Annotated in this window: 18 protein-coding genes and 1 tRNA gene; 10 read left to right on the top strand and 9 right to left on the bottom strand. The window is 47.8% G+C overall.

Features of this window, described 5'->3' with window-relative positions; genetic code table 11:
• Window positions 1-25 precede the first annotated feature (25 nt).
• A complete protein-coding gene (locus AC1U9U_RS06410) occupies window positions 26-1,363 on the top strand; it encodes a methyl-accepting chemotaxis protein (RefSeq protein ID WP_479959724.1) in 1,338 nt (445 codons plus the stop codon).
• Between the two features lie 117 nt (window positions 1,364-1,480).
• On the opposite strand, the gene AC1U9U_RS06405 is transcribed toward AC1U9U_RS06410, so the two are convergent.
• Together AC1U9U_RS06405 and AC1U9U_RS06400 are read right to left on the bottom strand one after the other, a co-directional pair.
• On the bottom strand, window positions 1,481-2,815 hold the full coding sequence (locus AC1U9U_RS06405; RefSeq protein WP_479959729.1) for an FMN-binding glutamate synthase family protein: 1,335 nt from the start codon (window positions 2,813-2,815) through the stop codon (window positions 1,481-1,483).
• A gap of 130 nt (window positions 2,816-2,945) precedes the next feature.
• Window positions 2,946-3,716 carry a TIGR04086 family membrane protein gene (locus AC1U9U_RS06400; RefSeq protein ID WP_479959723.1) on the bottom strand — a complete coding sequence of 257 codons (771 nt, stop codon included), beginning with the start codon at window positions 3,714-3,716 and terminating at the stop codon, window positions 2,946-2,948.
• Between the two features lie 140 nt (window positions 3,717-3,856).
• Between AC1U9U_RS06400 and AC1U9U_RS06395 the strand changes: the two genes are divergently transcribed.
• Window positions 3,857-4,549 (top strand): LysM peptidoglycan-binding domain-containing protein, encoded by a 693-nt coding sequence (locus AC1U9U_RS06395; RefSeq protein WP_479959722.1) that lies wholly within the window; start codon window positions 3,857-3,859, stop codon window positions 4,547-4,549.
• Here the strand turns inward: AC1U9U_RS06395 and AC1U9U_RS06390 are convergent.
• The 4 genes from AC1U9U_RS06390 to lonB all read right to left on the bottom strand — a co-directional run bounded on the left by AC1U9U_RS06390 (window position 4,515) and on the right by lonB (window position 10,793).
• Window positions 4,515-5,510: a sodium:calcium antiporter gene (locus AC1U9U_RS06390; protein WP_479959721.1), complete on the bottom strand. Its 996-nt coding sequence runs from the start codon at window positions 5,508-5,510 to the stop codon at window positions 4,515-4,517. The genes AC1U9U_RS06395 and AC1U9U_RS06390 overlap by 35 nt on opposite strands.
• Before the next feature lie 155 nt (window positions 5,511-5,665).
• Window positions 5,666-6,277 (bottom strand): ribosome biogenesis GTP-binding protein YihA/YsxC, encoded by a 612-nt coding sequence (gene yihA, locus AC1U9U_RS06385; RefSeq protein ID WP_479959720.1) that lies wholly within the window; start codon window positions 6,275-6,277, stop codon window positions 5,666-5,668.
• A 235-nt stretch (window positions 6,278-6,512) separates the two neighbouring features.
• Complete coding sequence (gene lon, locus AC1U9U_RS06380; RefSeq protein ID WP_479959719.1) at window positions 6,513-8,921, bottom strand: endopeptidase La; 2,409 nt, start codon at window positions 8,919-8,921, stop codon at window positions 6,513-6,515.
• A gap of 132 nt (window positions 8,922-9,053) precedes the next feature.
• On the bottom strand, window positions 9,054-10,793 hold the full coding sequence (lonB, locus tag AC1U9U_RS06375; protein WP_479959718.1) for an ATP-dependent protease LonB: 1,740 nt from the start codon (window positions 10,791-10,793) through the stop codon (window positions 9,054-9,056).
• A 722-nt stretch (window positions 10,794-11,515) separates the two neighbouring features.
• Between lonB and trpC the strand changes: the two genes are divergently transcribed.
• Genes trpC through AC1U9U_RS06340 form a run of 7 tightly spaced genes read left to right on the top strand, consistent with a single transcriptional unit; the run spans window position 11,516 to window position 18,116 of the window.
• Complete coding sequence (gene trpC, locus AC1U9U_RS06370) at window positions 11,516-12,337, top strand: indole-3-glycerol phosphate synthase TrpC (protein WP_479959717.1); 822 nt, start codon at window positions 11,516-11,518, stop codon at window positions 12,335-12,337.
• Window positions 12,325-12,966 carry a phosphoribosylanthranilate isomerase gene (locus tag AC1U9U_RS06365; RefSeq protein WP_479959716.1) on the top strand — a complete coding sequence of 214 codons (642 nt, stop codon included), beginning with the start codon at window positions 12,325-12,327 and terminating at the stop codon, window positions 12,964-12,966. The genes trpC and AC1U9U_RS06365 overlap by 13 nt, the downstream gene beginning before the upstream one ends.
• The gene (trpD, locus tag AC1U9U_RS06360) at window positions 12,963-13,973 is read left to right on the top strand and encodes an anthranilate phosphoribosyltransferase (RefSeq protein ID WP_479959715.1); all 1,011 of its coding nucleotides are present in this window, start codon (window positions 12,963-12,965) and stop codon (window positions 13,971-13,973) included. Before AC1U9U_RS06365 ends, trpD begins: the two co-directional genes overlap by 4 nt.
• Window positions 13,974-13,992: 19 nt before the next feature.
• Complete coding sequence (trpB, locus tag AC1U9U_RS06355; RefSeq protein ID WP_479959714.1) at window positions 13,993-15,216, top strand: tryptophan synthase subunit beta; 1,224 nt, start codon at window positions 13,993-13,995, stop codon at window positions 15,214-15,216.
• Window positions 15,209-16,075 carry a tryptophan synthase subunit alpha gene (trpA, locus tag AC1U9U_RS06350; RefSeq protein WP_479959713.1) on the top strand — a complete coding sequence of 289 codons (867 nt, stop codon included), beginning with the start codon at window positions 15,209-15,211 and terminating at the stop codon, window positions 16,073-16,075. The genes trpB and trpA overlap by 8 nt, the downstream gene beginning before the upstream one ends.
• Entirely contained in the window at window positions 16,066-17,481 is a 1,416-nt protein-coding gene (locus tag AC1U9U_RS06345) for an anthranilate synthase component I family protein (protein WP_479959712.1), read from the top strand. Before trpA ends, AC1U9U_RS06345 begins: the two co-directional genes overlap by 10 nt.
• Window positions 17,482-17,513: 32 nt before the next feature.
• Window positions 17,514-18,116, top strand: a complete 603-nt coding sequence (locus AC1U9U_RS06340) for an anthranilate synthase component II (protein WP_479959711.1) — start codon at window positions 17,514-17,516, stop codon at window positions 18,114-18,116.
• Window positions 18,117-18,227: 111 nt separating this feature from the next.
• Here AC1U9U_RS06340 and clpX read toward each other — a convergent pair whose 3' ends face one another.
• The 3 genes from clpX to AC1U9U_RS06325 form a co-directional block, all read right to left on the bottom strand.
• Window positions 18,228-19,493 (bottom strand): ATP-dependent Clp protease ATP-binding subunit ClpX, encoded by a 1,266-nt coding sequence (gene clpX, locus AC1U9U_RS06335; RefSeq protein WP_479959710.1) that lies wholly within the window; start codon window positions 19,491-19,493, stop codon window positions 18,228-18,230.
• A 39-nt stretch (window positions 19,494-19,532) separates the two neighbouring features.
• Window positions 19,533-20,813, bottom strand: coding sequence for a trigger factor (gene tig / locus AC1U9U_RS06330; RefSeq protein WP_479959709.1), 1,281 nt, complete (start codon window positions 20,811-20,813; stop codon window positions 19,533-19,535).
• 326 nt (window positions 20,814-21,139) lie between these two features.
• Window positions 21,140-22,261 carry an MGDG synthase family glycosyltransferase gene (locus AC1U9U_RS06325; protein WP_479959708.1) on the bottom strand — a complete coding sequence of 374 codons (1,122 nt, stop codon included), beginning with the start codon at window positions 22,259-22,261 and terminating at the stop codon, window positions 21,140-21,142.
• Window positions 22,262-22,432: 171 nt separating this feature from the next.
• Between AC1U9U_RS06325 and AC1U9U_RS06320 the strand changes: the two genes are divergently transcribed.
• Window positions 22,433-22,515 (top strand) — tRNA-Leu (locus AC1U9U_RS06320).
• Window positions 22,516-22,768 lie beyond the last annotated feature (253 nt).

The following is a 22,768-nucleotide window of genomic DNA, read 5'->3' as shown; positions in this document are numbered from 1 at the left end:
ATTTAACAAGCTAAGGAGGCTTTAAATGAATAACTTTTTAGACAAAGTTAGTAAATTTTTCTTTAAACACTCGGGAATTGTGCGATGGTGGTTTAATTTATCCGTATCGGCAAAGCTTAATCTCGCTTTCGGAATCAATGCCCTCATCACTCTTTGTGCCGGTGGCGCTATTTATCTTATGGTTAAATCAGGTGCTAACCTTGAGCAGAATATCATAGTTTTCCTGGCTTTATTAATCGCTGCAAGCCTTATCATCTTTGTTTATGGACTTTACATATCTTATCTGGTGGCAACCCCCCTTCGCCGGAGCGTGAAATTCGCTGAAAAAGTGGCTGAAGGGAACCTTACGGCAACAGTTTATAGTATGGGACAAAAAGATGAGTTAGGAGTCCTCTGTGATTCCTTAAATCAAATGGCCGAGAATTTTCGTTCTTTGGTGGGAGATATAACTCACAGTGCGGATATCTTTGCCGAGTCCTCTCAAGTTCTGTCCACCCAATCAGAAACCACCAGCCAAGCCGCGGAACTTGTTTCCTCATCCGTCCATCAAGTAGCCTTCGGTTCTCAATCCCAAGCCAATAGCGTCCAGAACATTATGAGCTCCATACAATCTATGGCCCATGGCATCCGCCAAATTGAAGATCATATTAATCTTGCCGACCAATCCTCTCAACAATCCTTGGGACTTGCCCAAGATGGGGACACGGCGATGTCCATGGTTAACCTTCAAATGGAGCATATTCATAATTCCGTGGATGGTACCGGACAGATCATCACCGCTCTCGGCGAAAAATCCACTGTTATTGGTTCCATTGTCGAGACGATTAAAGCAATTTCCGACCAAACAAATCTCTTAGCACTCAATGCGGCTATCGAAGCCGCTCGGGCAGGAGAACATGGTCGGGGGTTCAGTGTCGTAGCCGAGGAAGTTCGCAAACTTGCAGAACAATCTACCCTCTCCAGTGCTCAAATCGAAACTATTATCTTCGATATCAAAAACAGCCTTGATGAAGCAATTGCCAGTATGAACTCCGAAAAAGAAGTGGTCCAAAGCGGAGCCAATGCTATCCAAAATGCCCAGCAAGCATTTACCAGGATTAAGGAAAGTACCCAGATGCTAAGTCAGCAGATTCAGGAAATCTCCGCCTTATCCAGCAGCATAACTCAAAGCTCGGATATCATTGCTCACGAGGTAACCCAAGTCGCCTCCATCTGTCAACAGACAACTGCACAGACAGAAGAAGTAGCCAGCAGCAGTTCTGAGCAAATGCTCGCCATGCAAGAAATTAACGCTTCAGTTCATGAACTATCCAAAACGGCCCAGGACCTTCAACAAGCGGCTCGTAAATTTATTTTAAACTAGTTGTTTAATAATTATAAGCGGATGCTATGCGATGGTATATTCGTAAGCATCCGCTTTTATTTGCCTATTAGATTTTTTATGGCCGTGTCATCCTGAGCGTACGCGAAGGATCTTGTGCTAAGCCCTCGGAACACCCGTGAGCTCTGCAGTCCAATCATCCAGGGCTATAAGATCATTGGGGCCCAAATCAGCGATAGACTTCTTGCCAATAGCCCGAATCCCTTCCTCCATTTCCATAGTAAAGGATTTAAATACTTTAATAACGCTTTGAGCAGCCAAATTAACGTCCAGCCGGTCTTTATACTTCGAATTATAGTAAACAAGTTGGGTTAAAGGCTCCCACGGCAGAACCTTCCCGATCTGCCTATGGACTAGGGCAAAAAGGGGTACCGTCCCTAGATAGACGGCATCCGCACCCAAAGCAACGGCTTTTAAGCATTCACCGGGGGTAGCATATCCCCCCGAAACAATTAAGCTCACCTCATGCCTGACCCCCTGTTCCTTCAGATATTTTTGAGCCCGCACAAGATTATTGATACTGGGCATACCAAAATCATCGCTGATCGTAGGCGAAGATGCGGAAGTTCCCCCCTGTGAACCCCCGATACAGATTACGTCAAATCCCGCCTCGATAGCTATGGCCAAATCCGCCTCCAGTCTTCCCCCGCCCATTATTTTTATCCCGATGGGCTTACCCCCCGCTTCTTTACGCAGATCGCGAACGAAACAGGGCCAATCACGGGGGCTCCGGATTCCCGGGGTATTGGCATAGCCCACTAACGATGCAACGGGTGAGATCTTCATAAGTTTTTGGGCCTTTCCCTTAATTTCTTTGGGGTCCATAAGATGTCCACCCGACCTTGCCCCCTGCCCCATCTGCACTTCCAGCATGTCGGCAGCAGCAATTGCTTGGGGATCTCTCCCGTAACTATAACGGCTTACCTGCCAGATAAATTTCCCGGCAGCTGCCCTCTCCTCAGGTAGAAACGGCCCTTCTCCCGAATTGGTTGCAATCCCCAATTCCTTAGCTGCTTTAGCCAAAGCTATTTTAGCCCCTTCACTTAAAGCAATTCCAAAACCCATTCCACCTATTAATAGAGGAATAGGTAAAGCCATGGGGTTTTCAGCTTTGGGGCCAATCGTTACCGATAGATCTACAGGAACTTTTCTTTCAACAGGCATCCTTACTAATTGTGCCGGAATAAACATAAGGTTATCATAATGATTAAAATGTTTATAGCTGCCTAAAGGACGGTTTACAGCTTCCCCCGTTTCCGCCCTTAGACTGATTTCGATTATATTTTGAACAGAAGTCCTACGTACAGCACTCCATAATTCAATTAAATTTTCCGGATAGTTATCACTAAGGAGCCTATTCATAAGCGAACCAAAAAGCTGCTGCACTCCCTTTCGAAAAAAAAGTTTTACTACCAAAATCATAACCAATACCATTAGCAGACAGCCTAAAAAGCTAGCCGTAACGCCTAGAACAATATAGTCAAGGGCCTTTTCCACATAACCATTCCCTTACAAAAGCTGTTGTGTAACTACCTATATTCTGCGACCCTTATCGGATTCTATACTACAGAACGTCCTCATCCCACCAAGCTTTACGGTCGGTAGATCCGGATTTGCCTTTTTCACTATTTAGCCAATTTTCCCATTCCTCTTCGTCAATATTTGCCTCTTTATTATACCGATCGGAACCTCGTTGCTTCACAGCTTTTATTCCTTTTGACCATTGCACCTCTTCCTCCCAAAGCCCATTCTCTTCATGCTTGTCCTTTTCTTGCCAAAGACTTTCTATAAAACCTCTTCTCCCTTGCTTAGTCTTTTCCTCATAAGCATGTTCCCTGTCCCCATCCAGCAGCTCGCTCCAGTCATCCATATGCACATCCCAATCCTCATGAGCACGGGAACTAGAGGCACTACTATAGGCTGCACTACTATATATACCCTCATCCCATGCGGGGAATCTTGGCGAACGCCGGCCCGACCCACGGGGTCTTCTCCCACCCTTACCGGCCCCAAAAGCACCCGCCAAAACACCGATTAGGCCACCCTCTGCCAAAACTTGAATAACTCCCCATCCGCTCAACTCTATGAATAGGGCCATCAGCACCACACAGAGTAAGACATAGCCTACACTGGACACTCCTCCTAAGATCCATTGCCCGCTTTCCCTACCCGCTTGATAACCTGCCGCAATACAGCTGGCTACTAAGCCGATATCCACCAATGTGGAGGTTGACACCCCTCCCAATCCCATGGCTGTCCAAAGCAATCCCGCAAGCAAAGTTATGACCGTCACCAACAAAGCAGCGCTAACTCCCTTGAGAATCCCATCTCCCATGCCAAATCGCTCCCTTCAATCCTTTATCAATTCATATCTATGACCGACCTGTCCCATTCATGCACCTAAAAAGGAACATTCTTCCTTTCCCATCCCTATCTCCTTGAGAATATAGTAATAAACAAGAAGGGGGAATTACCATGGATTATACCCGCTATGTGGTGCAGCCTGGAGATAGCATTTATAAAATCGCCAATTCCTATAAAGTCGAGATGTCGGATATTATTAACCTTAACCACCTCAAACATCCCGACCGGATTTACCCCGGTCAGGTTCTCTTACTGCCAACCTATGAAGTTAAAGATGCCGTCCCCGAGGAAATACCTGAGCCAAACTTTACTTATGCCATGTGGTTATTCGATGTCTATGCCGGCAAGGATTCAGAATTATCGGCAGTAACTACTTATCTTTATCAAGCAGCCGTCCTTGATCGTCCAGAGTTTGATGAACTTCTGCGACCAATTGCCTATGACGAATTGCGCCATCTGGAACAGCTGGCTTGGTGCATTCGCTTTCTCGGAGTCGACCCTCGCTATGGGACATTTAACAAAGGTCGCTGGTTTGACTGGCGTTCCCGTTATCTTAACTACACTGCAGATCTTTGCTCTATTCTTGATTACAACATACAAGATGAGGCTCAAGCCGTAAAACATTACACAAATTTAGCCAGGAAAATCCCCGTACCGGAGATCCAGACCATTCTTCTGCAACTGGCCGCCGATGAAGAACGCCACTACCAATGTCTTGCCCAAGCAAAAATACGCTTTTGCGAATGCGAGCCTTCACAGCCTAACCAAATTAATGCAAATGGAAATGAACCAAAGTTAGAATGAAAAGAAAATAAAACCCACCCCCTGCCAGTAGATGGAGTGGAGATATGGTCCCGCGCCGACGGAGAGTCGTATAGATAAAGAAACTCGATCCCAAAGCCAGAAGAGCACTCCATAAGGCCAGTGGCTCCAAACGCCAGGGCGTAAGAGCAATTCCCAGGGCCGGAATCGTGGAACTTTGGAATACCATAGCTCCGGTGATATTTCCTAAGGCCAAGGTATCTTTTCCCCGTTTTAACCAAATTACACTATTAAATTTCTCAGGGAGTTCAGTAGCGATCGGAGTAATAATCAAAGATAGAACTAAAACCGGGATCCCTGTAGCTTGCGCCACTGTTTGAACTGCATCCACAAAGGCGTGAGCTCCCGCTGCCATCCCTAATAATGCGAAAAGCAGCTGCAAGGAAATTATCGAAAGGGAAGGATTGGAATCCCGCTGCGCAAAATAAAGAGGTGCTAAATCACCGTGCTCTTCAGTCCCTAGGCTGTTGCGCACGGTTTTTATTACATAGATAACGTAAAGAAGGAGCAGCAAGCCGGCAATAGCAAGCTTTAAATTATGTTGCGGAATAAAGGATGCTAAGATTGCTAAGCTGTAGACCACCAGGAAAAAGGAAAGATCCCGCCTCAGCACTAAGGTATTAATAAATAAAGGCTTATTATTACGCCGAAAAATAAGCACCGCCGCTCCGGAAATAAAGAAGGCTAAAGTAACCAGCATAAAAGGAGCTCCTAAAATTGCTCCTATACCAACGTCTGTAACGCCCTCTCCTTTAGCTCCTAAAAAAGCAATAATAGGAACCATGGTCTCCGGGAGGGCCGTCCCTACCGCCGCCAGGACACTCCCCACCGCGCCGGCACCTAAATTTAAACGTTTACCCAGCCATTCCACCCCATTGGTAAAAACTTCGGCAGACAATAAAATTATCCCCAGGCTTACTGACATAATTATTACATCATTCAAAAGGCTTCCGCTCCTTACATACTCATTAGGGATTATCCACAAGGGACCTATCCCCATAATGTATATTCGGAGGGAAGCCATCTCATTAACGAAAAACTGCTAATATCGAAAACTACTTTGATTATTACCAACCGCTCTGGAAATACTATATTTTCCTATTCCTCAGCGATGCTTTCACCCATGGTCAAAATCTCCTCCACAGCTTGATGAAGCTCGGGAACTCCTAGACCCGTCTCTGCCGAGTAGGGAACAATCATATGCCAATCCGGAATATCCAACGCCTTGGCGATCTGACTCAAATGCTTACCCCACTGTCCTTTGGAAATCTTATCTGCTTTGGTAGCCACCACGAGAACAGGGATTCCCCGATTCCGCAAAAAGACATGCATCTCCTGGTCCTCCACACTGGGAGAATGACGGATATCCACCACCTGAATTACTGCTCTTAAATTCTCACGGCGGGAGAAATACTCCTCCATCATCTTACCCCAATTAGCCTTAAGCTCTTTGGAGACCTTAGCATAACCATACCCGGGCAAATCCACAAAAGTCCACTCATCATTGATGCGGTAAAAATTTAGCATTTGAGTTTTACCGGGGGTGTTGCCGGTGCGGGCTAGGTTTCTACGGTTGATGAATTTATTGATTAGAGAGGATTTTCCTACATTAGAGCGCCCCGCTAAGGCAATTTCCGGCTCCGACCCTTCCGGGTAGCCTTTAAAATTCACGGCCGAGGTAACAAACTCCGCCTTACGAATCGTAATCACACATATACTCCTCTTTTGAAACAAGGGGACAGGTTCCTTGTTTCACCTTTTTTTTAAAAATATCGCCGGCTGCCCTTAAACGCCCACAGAATACTATCTATTCAAAAATGATCCAGCAACATTGCTGCTTACTAAAAGCGAACTCATTGTGATAAAGGGGGAGTTTGAAACAGGGGACCTGTCCCCCTGTTTCAAGAGGCTGTCATTCTGAGCGCTAGCGAAGAATCTTGACCTCCTAGGAGACAGGCCTGGGATCCGGGTCAGGAGGAATATCTTCTTGCCCAAAGATCGGGAAGCGATTCATGGTTCCCAGATACTCCTCGGATTCCGCCACCGGAAGAAGGGCAATATTAGCAACCTCTTCCATTCGTCTGACAAAATGGAACTCCAGCTCCCTGCGTATATTCTCCGGTACTTCCTCTAAGTCTTTACGATTTTGCTCAGGCAAGATTACCTTTTTGATACCGGCCCGATGGGCCGCCAAGACCTTTTCCTTCACACCGCCGATGGGTAAGACATTCCCCCTTAGGGTGATCTCACCGGTCATTGCCAAATCAGAAGGAACAGCCCGTTTAGCCAAGGCCGAGGCCATGGCGGTGGCCATTGTGATTCCCGCCGAAGGACCATCTTTAGGAATCGCCCCTTCCGGGACGTGGATATGAAGATCAGTTTTTTCATAAAAATCATCAGGTATACCTAATTCCCGGGAATGAGAACGAACGAAGGTCCGACCCGCATAGGCCGACTCCTTCATTACATCCCCCAACTTACCGGTCAAGGTCAGCTGGCCTTTACCCGGCAGGGGAATAACCTCAATAGTTAAAACATCCCCACCCACTTCCGTATAAGCGAGCCCCGTAGCGGCACCAATTTCCGGCTTTTGCCGAGCCTTTTCAAAATGAAAACGCGGTGCACCCAAAAGCTCCTCCAATAGCTCCGGAGTAGGTTCTTCTACTTCCCATTCCTTTTTTACCACCCGAGTGGCAACTTTACGGCAGAGATTGGCAATCTGACGCTCCAGATTACGCACTCCTGATTCTCTCGTATAGCCTTGAACCAGCTTCAGGAGGATTTCATCACTTATGATCAGTTGATTAGCCTTTAAGCCATGCGCTTTCATCTGCTTAGGCACCAGATATTTCTTGGCAATATTGACCTTTTCGTCTTCTGTGTAACCGCTTAAGGAAATTACCTCCATCCGGTCCAAAAGAGGACGGGGAATGGTGTGCAAGGTATTGGCGGTCATGATGAACAGAGTATGGGATAAATCATAAGGGAGATCTAAGTAATGATCGGCAAAACTAAAGTTTTGCTCAGGATCAAGAACCTCGAGAAGTGCCGCAGCCGGGTCACCTCGAAAATCCGAGGCCATCTTATCAATCTCGTCCAGAAGGAATACCGGATTAGCTGTTCCGGCAGTCCGCATACCTTGAATAATTCGACCGGGGAGGGCCCCAATATACGTCCGGCGATGACCACGGATCTCCGCTTCATCCCGAACCCCTCCTAAGGACATGCGCACAAATTTTCGATCCAAAGCCCGTGCCACGGACTTAGCCAAAGAGGTTTTACCCACTCCCGGCGGTCCCACAAAACATATGATAGGGCTTTTCATCTTCGGGGTTAGCTTGCGAATGGCTAAAAACTCCAGAATCCTTTCCTTGACCTTTTCCAAGCCGTAATGATCCTCATTGAGAATCTTTTCCGCCCGCTTAATATCCGTCTTATCTTTACTCATCTTGGTCCAAGGAAGAGCAATAATCCAATCCAAATATGTACGTACTACAGTTCCTTCCGAGGAGGCTTGAGGCATTTTTTCAAGGCGGTCGATTTCCTTCAAAGCCCGCTCCTCCACCTCTTCAGGCAGATTGGCCTGTGCAACCTTTTCCCGATATTCCTCTACTTCCGCCTGCTTTTCGTCCTTCTCCCCCAGTTCCTTCTGAATAGCCTTCATCTGCTCCCGCAAGTAGTACTCCTTTTGAGTTTTTTCCATTTGCTTGCGGACCCGCAGACCGATACGCCGTTCCAGCTCAAGGATTTCATTTTCTCGCATAATGATTTCCGCAAGACGCTCTAACCGTTCGGCAATTTCAAGGGCCTCTAAGATGGCCTGCTTATCCCCTAGTTTCAGATTTAAATGAGAAGCCACAATATCCGCCAAACGCCCGGGGTCATTCACCCCCAGTACCGTCCCCAAAGTTTCTTGGGGGACCTTCTTACTTAGCTTAGCATATTCCTCAAACTGGTGTATAACCCCATGAGTTAGAACCTCTATTTCCGGGGTAACAGCAGCAATGCCTTCCTCAGTCTCTTCCACCCGAACCCGAAAATAAGGTTCCTCAGCCAAGAAATCAACAATCTTACCCCGGCTTTTCCCTTCCACAAGGACCCGCATGGTACCACCAGGTAATTTCAAAAGCTGCTTTATTTCCGCTAAGGTACCGATAGTATGTATGTCTTCGGCATTAGGCGAATCAATTTCCATCTCCTTTTGAGCGGATAAAAGAATGATTCGATCCTCCATCATTGCTTGATCGATGGCAGCCATGGAACGTTCCCGCCCAACATCTAAATGAATGACCATATACGGAAAAACCAGAATCCCCCTCAAGGGAAGCAATGGAAGTTCTCTCTCTTTGCTCATAATATTCCCTCCCTACCCTTTGGCAATTAAAAAAATCCGGCAATTGCGAAGTATCTTGAACCGAAATCATCTATTTTCCCATATACTAAGAATGGCACGCTGTTATAGTGTGCCATCTTTGTTAGATCTATTCTAGCATGATTGCCCCTGCTCAGGCAAATTGACTGAAGTGTTTGCAGGTTTGGGGTTTAACTCTAAGCGGGACAATATTTCATCCAAAGTGGACCGAACTTCGACTTTTTCCTTCCCAGCTTCAAGCAGTAAAGAGCCGGCCAAAACCTCGCTCAGGGTTTCCACAGGAATTACTTCAAAGCCTTCAGCAAAATCTTTAAACCGTTCCTGCCAATTCTCTTTCGGGATAAAAACCTTACGGCAGCCGGCTTGATGTGCCGCCTCGATCTTAGCTGCAATTCCCCCTACCGGTTTTACACCACCACGGATCGATAATTCCCCGGTCATAGCCAGAAAATTATCCACCTTTTCCCGACGAATTGCCGAGACTACGGCCGTTGCAATGGCAATACCGGCCGATGGCCCATCAATGGGAACCCCTCCGGGAAAATTAACATGGATATCATAATTATGGGGAAGAATTCCTAATTGGCGGCGAATCACCGTAAGTACATTTTCCACAGAGCTTCTGGCCATACTTTTACGCCTTGTTTTCTTAAAGTTGCTGCCCTGCTCCTCTTCCTCCACAATGCCCGTGACCAACAGCTCCCCGGTACCAGGAGTCACAGGATGAGCAGTAACTTCCAGTTCTAAAAGCATGCCCATATTCGGGCCGTAAACAGCCAAGCCATTGACCAGCCCCACCTCCGGTGCCAAAGGCACCTTACGGTCCGGCCGCGGAGCATACTGACCGGAAGTGACGACCCATTCCACTGTAGCCGCATTGATCTCAAGTTTTTTTTCCGTTTGCGCGACACCCGCAGCCAGCTGCACGATGTTCACCGCTTCCCGGCCATTAGTTGCAAATTGCTTAGCCACATTAAGAGCGCTTGGAGTTATAGGAATTTCCATTTTAGCAGCAGCCCCCCGGGCAATCTGGGCAATTTCACCAGGCAAAAGGGAGCGAAAGAAAATCTCCATACACCGTGAACGAATAGCCGGGGGAATCTCCTCCGGACTCCGGGTGGTTGCACCAACCATGCGGAAATCTGCCGGCAAGCCATTTTGGAAGATATCATGAATATGAGCAGGAATATTGGTGTCCTCGGAGCTATAATAAGCACTTTCCAAAATAACCTTACGGTCCTCTAAAACTTTTAGAAGCTTATTAATCTGAATGGGATGCAACTCTCCAATCTCGTCAATAAAAAGTACTCCCCCATGAGCCTTGGTGACGGCCCCCGGCTTTGGTTGGGGTATGCCCGCCATTCCCATAGCACCTGCCCCCTGATAAATGGGATCATGGACAGAACCAATCAACGGGTCGGCAATCCCCCGCTCATCAAAGCGGGCTGTGGCACCATCAATTTCCACGAACTTGGCATCTTCCTTAAAAGGAGACAGAGGATTTCGCTTGGCTTCTTCGAGAACCAAACGGGCTGCTGCTGTTTTTCCCACTCCCGGAGGTCCGTAAATCAGAACGTGCTGAGGATTAGGTCCACACAAGGCTGCCCGCAAAGCTTTTATCCCTTCCATTTGGCCGATAATCTCTTCAAAATGGGTGGGCCGGGTTTTTTCCGCCAAAGGTGTGGTTAGGGCAATTTTTCGCATCTTTTCTAATTTCTCAAGCTCTTTTTTCGACTCCCGTTCGATGGAGACTTTGTTACCCTGCTGGGATTTTAATAACCCCCAAAAGTATAAGCCGATGATGATAGCGAAAACCAACTGTACCATCATGACAATTCCGGTTAATCCAGCCATTATTCTATTCCCTCCTGAGGCAAAATACTAATCACCTTTGGTAGTATTGCCAGAGAAAGGAATTTAAAACGTGATATGAATAACGGGGACAGGTCCCCCGATTCACTTAGAATGAAAAAAATATGATTTGACATTTATTTTTAAACACTCTATAATAACAATAAATTTATCCAGTAAATGCTAATGACGAGAAAGAGTACACCTTAGCCGGAATGTCCAAGAGAGTCAGTGTTGGTGGGAGCTGATACAGACCGTTTGGTGGAATGGGTCTCTGAAGCGCAAGCTGAACGATTTTCTATCTTGAATGTCCGGATAGAAATTTCCAGTAGGCGAGCCGGGGGTTTCCCGTTACAGAAACACGGGTATCGAGAGCATTGATAATTCTCTCCGCATCCGGTTAGAGGTATGGGACAGTTTTTTACTCCAGTCGATTTCGCTGACCCATATAAATTAAGGTGGCAACACAGAAGTACTTTCTGTCCTTTACATAGGACGGAAAGTTTTTTATTTTCTAAAACGAAGTGCTGCCCTCCTCTGGATGAATAACGGCAACTTGCCTGGCCGTTATCTTTGCGGCCAGATGAAGAGATGTTTCTCCGTACTTGATAGAGGTACTTGTGGACACACAAGTACAAATTAAGGTGGCACCACAGAAGCTTTCTGTCCTTTGGGATAGAAAGCTTTTTTTGGTATAAAAATTTTCCCTGCGGAGGTGATTGCCCATGGACATTCTCGAAAGAATTCTCCATGAGAAAAGAAAAAGGCTCCGGGATCTTGAAAAGCAAACTCCCCTTTCTGAGCTTAAACGGCAATTAAGGGACAAGGACAAAATCCCTGCCCGCTGCCCGGAAAAGCAAGGACTGACTCCCGATTCCTTCCATGTGATTGCTGAAATCAAACGCGCCTCCCCAAGCCAGGGGATTATACCCTGGCGTCTCTCCCTCGAAGAAACTCTTCAGGCTTATGAATCCGGTGGAGCCTCTCTTATCTCCATACTCACCGAGGAAGATTTTTTCCTGGGGGGACCTGAGATCTTTCAAAAAATCCGCTCCTTAACCTCCCTTCCGCTCCTGCGTAAAGATTTTATCTTCTCTGAATATCAGGTGATCGAAAGCAGTGTCATGGGAGCGGATATGATTCTTCTCATTGCCGGGATTCTGGACACTGCCGCACTCCCCAATCTGCTTCACCTGACCCACGAACTGGGATTGAAGGCTCTGGTAGAATGCCGTGATGAAAAGGATATTGCCCGGGCACTCAAAGCCGGAGCGAAGATCATCGGTATCAATAACCGGGATCTGCGAACCTTCCGGATAAACCTTGAACGCACCCCATCCCTCAGCTCCCTGATTCCGCCTGATTGCATCCTGGTCAGCGAAAGTGGGATTCATACTCCCGAAGATGCCGCACTGGTCTCCAAGTATGGCGCTCAGGCGGTCCTCGTGGGAGAATCCTGCCTCCTGTCCCCTGATCCCGCTTTGCATATCCGCTCCCTGCGTGAAGCAGGTCTGGGGGCCAAGGGGGTGAAGACATGCCCCGGATAAAAATCTGCGGAATCCGTACTCTTGAAGAAGCTCGTTGGGCAGTTGAAGCCGGTGCAGATGCCCTGGGATTTATCTTCGTCCCCTACAGCAAACGTTATATCAAACCTCGGACCGCCCGGGAAATTATCCTCCGCTTACCTCCCTTGATAAGCAAAGTCGGGGTTTTCGCCCGGGAATCCCCTGAAAATGTCGGCCAAATTATCCGCGAATGCTCCTTGGATACCCTTCAATTGCATGGAAATGAAGATCCTAGACTCTATCACCACCTACCCGTGACAAAGATCAAAGCACTCTCTTTCCCTCCTATACCGGATTTTGCCTTGGATGCGGATCCTGCCTTCCTCCACGGAATTCTTTTGGACTCGGTCTCACGAGGAATGGCAGGGGGAACCGGAATCCCCCTCCCCTGGCATACCTCTGAGTTCCAGGAGCTTCTACGCAAAATCAAAAACCTTGGTTATCCCCTGATTCTGGCCGGGGGGCTCAATCCTGACAACATTCGGGAAGCCATCCGTCTAACCCGGCCCTACGGAGTGGATGTCAGCTCCGGAGTAGAGCGAAATGGTCGTAAAGATCGTAAAAAAATCCAACACTTTATCTCACAAGTAAGAAAGGAGATACCACTATGACCCAGGCGATTCGTGAATCTTTAAACCTGCTATCCCGAAGGCAGGATCTCCCTGCAGAATTAGCCTTCACTGTGGTCCGGGACCTTTTGGCCGGAAAACTGACCCCGGCCCAGATCGGAGGTCTGCTCCTGGGATTAAATCTTAAAGGAGAAACCTCTGAGGAAATCGCGGCCTTTGCCCAAACCTTAAGGGAGGCCGGCCTTAAGATCAAAGCTCCCGAAGGGACCCTGGATACCTGCGGAACCGGAGGAGACCGCAGCGGTACCTTTAACATCTCTACAACCACAGCTTTTGTCATCGCCGGTGCCGGAGTTCCGGTAGCCAAACACGGGAACCGCTTTGCCTCCGGACGTTGCGGCAGCGCCGATGTTTTGGAGCAGCTGGGCATTTCTCTTAAATCCACCCCGGAGTCCAGTGAGTGCCATCTCCAGCACATCGGCATGACCTTCCTTTTTGCTCCGATTTATCATCCCGCTATGGCAAAAGTCGCCGCCGAACGCCGCGAACTGGGTGTCCGAACTATTTTTAATCTCCTGGGTCCCCTGCTCAATCCCGCCGGTGCCTCTTACCAATTGCTCGGGGTTTCTTCTCCCTCCTTGCTCCCCAAAATGGCCAAAGCCCTCCAAATTCTCGGCATCAAACGGGCCATCGTAGCCGTGGGTGAGGACGGTCTGGATGAAGTGACTCTGACAGGGGCTACTCAAGCCATACTCATTGATGGCGGGGAAATACAACCCTTTATTATCCGACCTGAGGAATATGGTCTCGACCTCTGTTCCCTTCAGGACCTTCAAGGAGGTTCACCCGCAGAAAACAGGGAGATCACCCTCCGCATTCTTTATGGCGAGAAAGGGCCCCGGCGGGATATTGTTTTGCTTAACGCCGGGACCGCCCTCTACGCCGCCAACAAAGTAACCGGCATCCAAGAGGGGATTACCCTGGCTGCCGAAAGTCTGGATTCCGGCAAAGCCCTAAGCATATTGGAAAAACTTAGGGTCTCAGCCTAGCAAAAAGGAGGATTTAATCATGATTCCGAAGGACCAAGGCCATATACCTCAACCAAACCGTTTCGGCAGCTACGGAGGGGCTTATGTCCCCGAGACCCTCATCCCTGTTTTGGATGAGCTGGAACAGGCTTATCATGAAGCCCGGAAAGATCCCGGCTTTCAGAAAGAGTTGGCAGAACTCCTAGCCAACTATGTAGGCCGCCCTTCCCTCCTCTACGATGCCCAAAGGCTCAGTAAATCTCTGGGCGGGGCCAGGATTTATCTCAAACGGGAGGATCTCAATCATACCGGCGCTCATAAAATCAACAACACCATGGGGCAAATTCTCTTGGCCAAGCGAATGGTAAAAACCCGGGTCATTGCGGAGACAGGAGCCGGTCAGCACGGTGTGGCCACCGCTACCGCCTGCGCCCTCATGGGCTTGAATTGCACCATCTACATGGGGGAGGAGGATGTAGCGCGGCAGCATTTAAATGTCCTGCGCATGAAAATGTTGGGCTGTGAAGTCCACCCGGTCACTACAGGATCAAAAACCCTGAAAGACGCTATCAATGAAGCCTTAAGAGACTGGGTCGCTCACCCTCGGAGCACTTTCTACTGTTTTGGGACTGCCGCCGGTCCCCATCCCTATCCTACCATCGTCCGGGATTTTCAGCGGATTATCGGTGAAGAAACCCGCTCTCAATTCCTAAATCTCCAGGGACGCCTTCCGGATCTGCTCATCGCCTGCGTGGGCGGAGGGAGCAATGCCATTGGGTTTTTCTATCCCTTTCTGGCCGATAAACATGTCGGACTGATTGGAGTAGAAGCCGGAGGAAAAGGCCCGGGCATAGGAGAAAATGCGGCCACCTTATCGCTTGGCCGTCCCGGCATCCTTCATGGAGCTTATAGCTATCTTTTGCAAGATGAAGATGGTCAGATTCCCGACACCTACTCTGTTTCAGCCGGTCTCGATTACCCCGGCGTCGGGCCTGAGCACAGCTACTTGAAAGACATTGGACGTGCACGCTATGTCGGTGTAACCGATACCGAAACCTTAGAGGCCAGTCATCTCCTTGCCCGTACGGAAGGAATCCTGCCCGCTCTTGAAAGCGCCCATGCCCTTGCCTATGCCATAAAAATCGCTCCCACCCTTTCCCCGGAAAAACACATCATCGTCAATTTGTCGGGCCGGGGAGACAAAGACATGGAAACTTTTGCTCAATCTATCCACAATTTACAAAGGAGGGAATGCCATGTCTGACCGCTTAGAAGCAGCTCTTGCCAAAGCCCGTCTTCAAACACCCGAGAATCCTATGGGCATGGGATTAATCACTTATCTTATGGCCGGGGACCCTGATTCCGAAACCACTCTGCGCCGGTTAACCGGCCTGGGGAAGGCAGGAGTTGATATCCTTGAACTGGGCGTTCCCTTCAGCGACCCCATCGCCGATGGCCCGGTAATCCAATCCGCCGGCTTACGAGCCCTTCAGCAGGGGATAAATCTCGAAGAAGTCCTAAATATCGTAGCCCGGTTCCGCAAGGAAAATCAGGGCACCCCCCTGCTTTTAATGAGCTATCTCAATCCCCTGCTCCATTACGGCTATGACCGCCTCCTCAATGACGCCTTCACAGCCGGAGTCGACGGTTTGATACTGCCCGATCTTCCCTGGCGGGAAAGCACACCTTTCCGGCAAAGAGCCTATGAACTTCTGCAAGACCGATTGGCCTTTATCCCTATGATTGCCCAAACCAGCCGGCCCGACCACATTCATGATCTTGCCCAGGAACAAAAGGGCTTTGTCTATGTCCTATCCCGTAATGGGATAACCGGAGGGGATGCGGAAATTCCATTACAGGCCCTGGAATTTATTCACTCTCTCCAGACCGCTCTTTCCACCCCATGCTATGTGGGATTCGGAATCCAATCTTCAGCCCAAGTGCATAAATTGAGCCAAGCCTGCCAGGGAGTCATTGTAGGCAGTGCTCTGGTCAAAAGGTTTGCCGAACTTGATTCACACCCACTCCCTGAGCAAGAGTTAAGATGCCGAGAGCAAGGGATCTACGCCTGGGTCAGTTCGCTGAGAAAAACACCGGTTAAGGAGGACATTGCATGCGAATGATCCAAAAGGAATGGATCCTTGACCCCTTCCCGTCAACAAAGTCTGATTGGGTAATGGATCTCCGCCAATTCTCAGAGACCCTGGGTGAAAAATGCTATGCCCTCCTGGAAGGAAATGAAGAAGAACACCAGCGGACCTATTATGGATTCGGTGAGGGCTGGATCTTATCCCCCGAGACCCGGGAACCCGGTCTTCCCCCCGATCCCCTAGACCACCTCAGGGATTTTTGCCGAAAAAACTTTCCGAAAAAAACCTGTGAAAGCGGCATCATCGGCTACCTGGATTACGAGTGGGGGCTTCTCTGGCAAAAGCCTAAAGCTACTACCGCGAAACCCAACTACTTTTTTCGCCTTTGTCCCATTAATCTGGTCCTCCTTCCCAGTTCACAAAAAGTCATCCTTGAGATATTCTCCAAAGATGACTCGGAACTGATCAAGCTCTATAATCATTGGTCGAAAAACCTTGACCGCTGGATTTCCCAAAATCACTGCCAAAGCCAAAATCACCTTCAGGAGACCACCCCCTCAAAGGTTACGACACCGGAAACCTCCATGGAACGGCCACACAATCCCCTGACCGATCCGATCCAATGGCATGCCAATTTCAAACCTTCGGAGTTTCTATCCCAAGTGGAAAAGATCAAAGCGTATATCCGCTCCGGGGACATTTTCCAAGCTGTGCTCTCCCAGTGTTTTACCCTGAAAAGGCGTATCAATCCCTGGGCTGCCTATCAAAAGCTGCGGATTCTCAATCCTTCCCCTTGGCTCTTTTGCCTGTTCGGAGAAAAAGAAACCTTGGTAGGCAGTTCCCCGGAGCTTATGCTCTCCTCGGTAGGATCTCAAATACAAACCCGCCCCATTGCCGGAACACGGCCCCGGGGAAAAGATCCACTGGAAGATGGATGGCTTGAACAAGAACTTCTGGAAGATGCCAAAGAAATGGCCGAACACGCCATGCTTGTCGACCTGGGGCGAAACGACCTGGGCCGGGTCTCTGAATATGGGAGCATTTGCCTAAGTAAATTCTGTAGCATCCAACGCTTCTCTCACGTCATGCACCTCGTTTCCACTGTTGAGGGACGGCTGGGAGCCGCTTATGATTCTTTGGACGCCTTGCAAGCGGTTCTGCCCGCAGGTACCCTAAGCGGCGCTCCTAAAGTTCGGGCTATGGAAATCCTCCAGGAATTAGAGCCTACCCGACGGGGTCCCTACGGCGGGGCCCTCGGCATCTACCGCTGGAATGGGGATCTGGATTTCTGTATCATCATACGAACATTGGCTGTCAAGGATGATCTGGTTAGCGTTCAAAGCGGGGCCGGAATTGTTTTTGACTCCATTCCCGAACGGGAATACGAAGAGACCTTGCATAAGGCGGGGGCCTTGTTCAAAGTCGTGGAAGATTTGTAAAACCCGCCATTATCTGCGAAAGGAGGCCCCTTATGCTGGCCATCATAGATAACTACGACTCCTTCACCTATAATCTGGTTCAAGCCTTCGGCGAATTGGGAGAAAAAATCATAGTCTATAAAAATGATGAAGTATCCGGGACGGAATTTCTCGCCACAAGTCCTGACGGGGTGGTCATCTCACCCGGACCCTGCACTCCCAATGAAGCCGGAATCTCTCTTGAAGTCATCCGCCTCCTTAATGAACATGCCCAAAGAGGCTGTCCCATCCCTTTACTGGGAGTTTGTCTCGGACATCAGGCTCTTGCCCAAGCCTTTGGATCTGAAATAACCGCCGCTCCCGAAGTTGTTCATGGTAAGCAATCCCCCATTTATCATGATAAAGCAGCCCTTTTTTCGGAATGCTCACAAGGGTTTTTGGCCGGAAGATATCACTCCCTCATGATCGATCCCCTTGGTCTGAACCCCCTCTTTATGGTCACCGCCCGCACTGAAAACAATCTTATCATGGGGATTCGCCATAGCTATTACCCCTTTTATGGAATACAATTTCACCCGGAGAGCATTCTAACCCCGGAGGGACCACATATCTTACGTTCCTTCCTTGCCCAGGTTTACAGCCGCCAAGACTATTGACGGCTCCCGGCGAATAACAGGGACAGGTCCCTTGATTCACTTAGAATGAAAACGGTACCTGTCCCCATTATTTAAAACAGCGAGACAAGGATTACTCCTTGTCTCGCTCTTTTATGCCGATTCTTCTTTTTTGCCTTTTTTACCTTTATCGATGGTGACCAGAAGGGGTTCATCCTTCTTCTGGATCACATCCTTAGTTACAACACACTTGGTCACATCATTGCGGGAAGGAATCTCATACATTACATTTTGCATGATCTCCTCCACGATGGCTCTTAAGCCCCGGGCTCCCGTGTTACGGCGAATAGCTTCTTCAGCAATAGCCCTTAAAGCCTCTTCCTTGAATTCCAAGGCCACTCCATCCAGCTCCAGGAGTTTTTCGTATTGCTTAACCAAAGCGTTCTTGGGTTCGGTCAAGATTCTGATCAGTGCCTCTTCGTCAAGGGCATCCAGTTTGACCATAACCGGCAAACGTCCGACAAACTCCGGAATGAGTCCGAATTTGAGAAGATCCGCAGGAAGGAGCTCTTTTAGAGTCTCACCGATGTTCTGATCGCTCTTCTTCTTGATCTCAGCCCCGAAGCCCATGACCTTTTTACCGATGCGGTTTTGAATGATCTTTTCGATCCCGTCAAAAGCCCCGCCCACGATGAACAAAATATTCGTGGTATCCAGCTGAATAAACTCCTGATGGGGATGCTTACGACCACCTTGGGGCGGCACACTAGCTACAGTTCCTTCCAGAATCTTGAGAAGTGCCTGCTGCACACCTTCCCCGGAAACATCACGGGTAATGGAAGGATTCTCGGATTTGCGGGCGATCTTATCAATTTCGTCGATATAGACGATTCCTTTTTCCGCCTTTTCGACATCATAATCTGCGGCTTGAATTAGCTTGAGGAGGATATTTTCAACGTCTTCACCCACATAACCAGCCTCAGTTAAAGAGGTTGCATCCGCAATTGCAAAGGGTACATTCAACACCTTGGCCAATGTTGAAGCAAGCAGTGTTTTACCGGAGCCGGTGGGTCCCAACATGACGATGTTAGACTTTTGAAGCTCCACATCATCAATTTTCATACCTAAGTTGATTCGTTTATAGTGGTTGTAAACAGCTACCGACAATGCTTTCTTGGCATCATCCTGTCCGATTACATACTGGTCGAGAATAGCTCGAATTTCTTTGGGCTTGGGAATATCACCGATTTCCATTCCCAAGTCTTCATTGAGCTCCTCCTCAATAATCTCATTACACAGCTCAATGCACTCATCGCAAATATATACTCCAGGGCCGGCAACTAGCTTTTTTACCTGATCTTGCATTTTACCACAGAACGAACACTTAAGCTGGTTCTTTTCATCGTTGTACTTTGCCATCCTCTCACCTCTCTAGCACAGAATACCCCTGCACATAGGCTATGCTTGCTCAACGAGGAAGTTTACCGTTTTTTCGGAAACTAAACTCTGACGATACATTCCTATTTCGCCACGTGCCATAAGGGCCTGTTTCAAATTTTCTGGACTGGTTTGATAACGTTCTGCGAGTTTTGCTAACTCTGTGTTTACTTCTTCCTCGGATACCTCAATTCCTTCTGCTTTTGCAATTGCTTCTAAAACTAGCTCGGTTTTGAGATTTTCCGAAGCCTGAGGGCGCAGTTTTTCTTTCATTTCATCAATACTGGTTCCCATGTAGTGACAATAGGTTTCCAAATCCAGTCCTTGATAAGAAAGATTCTGAGCTGTCTCCTCAAGCATCATATCGATTCGATTGTTTACCATAGCTTCCGGAATCTCAACACTTGCGTTTTCTACAGCCTTACTAACGAAAGCATTTTTATATTCCATCTCTGCGCGTTGTTCTGCCGCTGTCATAAGTTTGTCTCTCAAATCCGTTTTCAATTCATCAAGTGTTTCAAATTCGCTAACATCTTTGGCGAATTCATCGTCTAAGGAAGCTAATTCTTTTCTCTTGATCTTATTGATTTTGACCTTGAATAAGGCATCCTTACCTTTTAGGTCTGCAACATGATATTCATCGGGGAAGCGAACGTTGACATCAACTTCCTGTCCAATTTGCACGCCGATCAATTGATCTTCAAAACCGGGGATAAATGAACCTGATCCCACTACCAGATCATACCCTTCGGCAGTTCCGCCCTCGAAAGGAACGCCATCCACCGAGCCGGCGAAATCAATATTTACATTATCCTGATCCTGGATTGCTCCTTCTTCAAGATTAAGGATTTTGGCATGCTGATCCTGTTTGCGTTTGATTTCCTGCTCTACTTCTTCATCAGAAACCGAAGCGGCAATTTTCTCGACTTCTAAGCCTTTATAAGCTCCCAGTTCAACCTCCGGCTTAACAACAACTTTTGCCTTAAAGATTAGATCCTTGCCATCTTCCATTTGCACAAGATCAACTTCCGGACGATCCACAGGCTCGATTCCAGACTCATCCACAGCTTTCATATACTCTACACCAAGGATATCATCCACCGCATCATTGTAGAGTGCTGCAGTTCCCACATAACGCTCAACCATGGAGCGAGGTGCTTTTCCTTTACGGAATCCGGGAATATTAACCTTGTTGGCTAGGGTTTTGGCAGCCTTGGTTACAGCTGCACTAAATATCTTGGCATCGACGGTTACTTCGAGCTCAACGATATTTTTCTCTATTTTCTCCACTTTAACTGACATATGTGCTCCCCCTTAATGCTCCCTTTGGAAAAGATTAATAAGTGGGTGATGAAGTTAGTCTATCCGAAATGCCCATATGGCAAACTAAATTTATTTCGACATTTATTGCAAGTCTTTGCGTGTTTTAGCATGACCTAAAAGGGGAACCTTGCGTTCCCCCTTCAAAGCAGTTTCCACCCATTCCATGAGAAAAGTTTTCCAAAGGTATAGTTAAGCAAATTTACCTGACCATTCTACCAGACGGTAGTACTAAAATCAAGGCTTTAACGGCGATAGCATATGATTTTTACGCATTTCTAACCTTTACACCCGATTATTACCCCATCCTATTTTTTAAGAAGTGCAAATATATGATCTATTGCCTTTTCGGCGGCCCGACCCGGCAAAGCGTTAGCTGCCGCTTCACGCATTTCTTCGATATCAGCAGGATTACTGAGAAGATCTTTAATGGTTGTTTCCAACTCCTCTTCAGTCCTAGCCAATTTAGCTGCACCAATTCTGGCTAAAAAATTAGCATTTTCCTCTTCTTGACCGGGGATCGGCTTAAAAATGATCATTGGCAAACTTTTCGTCAACGCTTCAGAAACAGTGAGTCCCCCGGCTTTGGTAATTATCAAGTCGGAAACGCTCATGAGTTCCTCAACGTTATTGATGTAACCATAAACAACCATTGGGTTTCGGCCTTCCAGCCCTTCCAAAGTCCGGTAAAGCTTTTCATCCCGTCCGCAAACCACCAAAATCTGCAGCTCCACTTCCGAATCCAGGAGAAATTTGCAGATATGCTTTGACCCACCTAGAACCCCATATGCCCCCGCCATCACTAATATAGTGGGACGAATCGGCTTAACTTTTAATTTATCACATACATCTGCCCGTTCAAGTTTTTGTTCGAATTTCGGGTTAACCGGTATTCCGGTAATTTTAATGCGCTCAGTGGCAATTCCCCCGGCAATGAGATCCCGATAGACATCCTCACAGCCGGCAATATAAAGGTCAACTCCCCGCTGGATATATTGACTATGAACTCCATAATCAGTCACTACCGAGACGATGGGGGAATGAATTACTCCTTTGTAGCGCAGCTCTCCTAAGACCCCGGCAATCACCGGATAGGTACAAATTATTACATCGGGATTAATCCCCCTGATATAATCTAAAAATTCTTTGCGCCCTAAAAGGTTAATAAAGCGTTGGATTAGAGAATCAGGTCTAATTTTGGAGGTCCGATAATAAAACATGCCATAAAGTTTTGGGGTATGCTTAATTAATTCGATATAAGTATTTTTAACTACCTTATTAAATGTCTTACTCATAAAAGCAACAAAATCCAAATGAGTTATTTCCGCATTTGGTGCCTTTTCGCGAATTGCTTCAATCATTGCTTCAGCAGCCCGAAGATGACCTGCCCCGAAAGTTGCTGAAAATACTAAGACCCTTAACTCCCCCACAAAAAAGTCCTCCTTTGGGTTTCGCTTACTTTTCCATTGTAACGCAAAAACATTGAATCGCAAACTTAAGATTTTCTTAAATCCATATTTTACAATAAATTAATATTTCTTAAAAGCTTGTCAATCGTATAAAACTGAGATATAATCATCCTTGCAGCAATTATATCAAATGCGAGAGTGGCGGAACTGGCAGACGCACTGGATTTAGGTTCCAGCGGGAAACCGTGGGGGTTCAAGTCCCTTCTCTCGCACCAGAAGATTTTTAAAGCACACTTATAGCGAGTGTGCTTTTTTGTATATGATGAGCTAATAAGTGAGAAGGGACTTGAACGGGCGGATTAAGAAAATGCGACCCTTGGAAGCATTTTCCCGCCCCGGCGTGATAGCGAGGGTACCCGAGCGGCGTGATAGCGAGGGTACCCGAGCGGCGTGATAGCGAGGGTACCCGAGCGGCGTGATAGCGAGGGTACCCGAGCGGCGTGATAGCGAGGGTACCCGAGCGGCGCA

This window comes from Desulfitobacterium sp. (assembly GCF_982384815.1).
The sequence above is the reverse complement of the archived record's forward strand: the minus strand, read 5'-3'. Positions and strand labels throughout refer to the sequence as shown.